This is a genomic window from Candidatus Pelagibacter communis (genome assembly GCF_001179945.1).
GTDB classification, from domain to species: domain Bacteria; phylum Pseudomonadota; class Alphaproteobacteria; order Pelagibacterales; family Pelagibacteraceae; genus Pelagilacustribacter; species Pelagilacustribacter ubique_A.
The window spans coordinates 1-2,702 of record NZ_CVSG01000007.1 but is presented as its reverse complement, the minus strand read 5'-3'; the positions used below and the strand labels follow the sequence as shown (position 1 = coordinate 2,702).

The window sequence follows — 2,702 nt, the reverse complement described above, 5'->3', positions numbered from 1 at the left end:
AAAAACGTGATAAGCCTGTTCTAATTCTTTTAAAATATTCTCAAGTTCAATTGTAGTCGTGCTACCGTATCGTCCATAGGTATAATGAGATATTTTCTTGTGTTTCTTAACTTTGAGTTCATGTTGATACATTTCTTGCATTGTGTTGAATAAAATAGTTGAAGCGCGGGTTACTGGAGGATTTGCGGATCTATTTGAGCTATCTTTTGTTGGATGTTTCAGAAATGTGCTTATAGACTTTTTCATAAAATAAGTATAATTGAAACTTATATATAACTTTACATATTAAGATAGAGAAAAGGAGACAAAAATATGGGTTACCCCAAAAAGCACCGTGGTAGAAGAAAAATTGGCTCAAAAAAAAGAAGAGCAAGAAAAAGAAATAAAAAGAAATAATCTAAAATATTTATGAAAGAAATAACTCAAATTAGAAAGTTGAGTTTGTGGATCTTTTTTATTCCATTGCTGGCAATAAATTTATGTCTTTTTATATCTCAAAATCCTGAGTTTTTAGACAATACAATTTTCCAAGTAGATTTTATAGGTAGATCGAATTTTTCAATTCCATATATCGATGGAAGTTTATCAATAAGTCGAGCTTCAAGAACTTTTCCTCAGTATCTAATTTTTAAGCCATCAATGATTTTAACAGCAATACTTTTGTTTCTTTATTGGAAAAATAATAATGAACTAGTAAATAAATTATATTCAACTGAAATAAACTATAAATTTAAAACATTTGGCATATTGTCTGCAATTTTTTTAGCAATCCACTCTATTTTTTTAGGTATTAAATTTGATATTCAGTTATATAAACTGTTTAGAAGATTAGTTCTCCTTCTATTCATTATATTTGAATTAATAGCACAAGGTTATTTAGTTTTTCATTTTTATAAACTTAAAATTAAATTAGAAAACTTAATTAATAAAAAAGTCCTTATATTAAAGTTAGCATTAGTAAGTGTTTTAATTATTGTTGCAATTTTAAGTGTTCCAACACTTGTAACTAAAGGCAATACTCACTTTAAGCATATGTTGGAATGGAATTACTTTGTTGGAGTAATTTTGTTTTACTCCTTTTCTTATTTTCTTTGGAAAAAAACTAAGGTATAATTAGTAATGAATGTTTTTACACAAGAATTTTTAAATTGTGATAATAAAAAAATCGTTAATGAAATCAAAACTAAAGGTTTTTTTAAATTTGAAAACGCACTAACTCAAGATTTTATAAATAATATAATAGATGATGTAAAAAATGCAGATTTAAGTTTAAATAAAAACAACATTGCTGGAGTATATTTCACGCATGGTAATCAATTTTTTTTAACTCATATGCTGGCTGCCTCTAAAAACTTTTATAATTATTGCACTAATTTAAAAGTAATTAATTTTTGTAAAGAAATTTTTGGTAATTTATTTAGACTAAAGGCACTCAGATATTACGAAAACTTTGGTGGTCAGCATATGCAATGGCATACTGACAATAGAAGATATGACAGAGATAAAGGAGAAACACACACAACGGCGCCGGGAATTATTTTTCTTGCTTATTTAAGTGATGTGGAAGATGGTGAGTTTCAGTATATTGAAAAGTCACATATATGGTCAGGAGAAAATACTCATCACGATTACACTGTAGATTATGTTGAGCAAAACTTTAAAAAAGACGTTGTTGGTTTTAAAGGAAAAAAAGGAACTATCTTAATCTATAATTCTTGGGGGGTGCACAGGGCTAAACCAACTAATAATAAAAATTTTGTTAGAAAAACACTTTTTTTTCAAGTGGAGAAAGATACCAGCCAAAGTGAACCGATTTTATTAAATGCTGAATTTTTAAATAATTTAAATGACGATGTAAAAATGTTTTTGGGATTTGGAAAAAAAGCAACCAATGATGTTTATCCAAATACTGACATTTATACTATGCCATTGAACAAAAAAACTTTTAAAATTTTTTATAAATGGATTTTAAGTCGTTTAGTTTTATACATTCCAGGTTTTTTGAGAAAAAAAATTAGGAAAATTTATAGTATTCCTTCAAATAAATAACAAATCTGTAAAACTATTTTTTTTAAAGTAAATCTGATAAACTTTTTCTAGGGTTTCTGAAGATAAATTTTTTTTCATAGGTTTTAGCTCCTTTAAATCATAAAAATTTTTGTAATATTTTAAGACATATTTAAAATATACTTTCCAATTTTTATTCAAATTAGACGGTTCAAATTCTAATACGATTGGGATTTTTTTTGACAAAGTATTTTTTGATGAAATTAGTATCCTGCTTTCCTCACCTTGAACATCAATCTTAATAAAGCAATTATTCTTATCAAAGCTTTTTGTGTAATTATCTAAAATATCAGTTTTAACATGGAAAAAATTTTTTCCTCTTTTTTTTTGTGATATTAACTTATTGTTTCCCCTATTTAGTTTAAGATCTGCATGCAAAGTTTTAAATGTTTTTTTGTCACTTAATGCTAGTTCTTTTATATTAACTTTGTTTTCAAGATTATTAATTAAAATGTTTGACTTTAATAATCTTAAACTTTCAGGATTAGGCTCAAAAACTAAAGCATTTTCAAAAAAGTTGTTTTTAAGCGAAGGTATTGTAATTGAACCTATATTTGCCCCAATATCTACTAAGGTTCTCCTCCTTTTTTTAATTAATTTCAATGATTTTGCAAATTTTGAAAATTCAAATTCTC

At 25.8% G+C, this 2,702-nt stretch carries 3 protein-coding genes and 1 pseudogene; 2 read left to right on the top strand and 2 right to left on the bottom strand.

Annotated elements, in window-relative coordinates; genetic code table 11:
- A pseudogene (locus AMN78_RS04125) lies at positions 1-246 on the bottom strand (PLP-dependent transferase); the annotation flags it as partial.
- A 162-nt stretch (positions 247-408) separates the two neighbouring features.
- Between AMN78_RS04125 and AMN78_RS00365 the strand changes: the two are divergent.
- Positions 409-1,113 carry a hypothetical protein gene (locus AMN78_RS00365; RefSeq protein WP_075533657.1) on the top strand — a complete coding sequence of 235 codons (705 nt, stop codon included), beginning with the start codon at positions 409-411 and terminating at the stop codon, positions 1,111-1,113.
- Between the two features lie 6 nt (positions 1,114-1,119).
- Positions 1,120-2,049: a phytanoyl-CoA dioxygenase family protein gene (locus tag AMN78_RS00360; protein WP_075533656.1), complete on the top strand. Its 930-nt coding sequence runs from the start codon at positions 1,120-1,122 to the stop codon at positions 2,047-2,049.
- Here the strand turns inward: AMN78_RS00360 and AMN78_RS00355 are convergent.
- Positions 2,038-2,702: FkbM family methyltransferase (locus AMN78_RS00355; RefSeq protein WP_143323141.1), on the bottom strand; the 665-nt coding region annotated here is incomplete at its 5' end. The two genes, AMN78_RS00360 and AMN78_RS00355, sit on opposite strands and share 12 nt — an antisense overlap.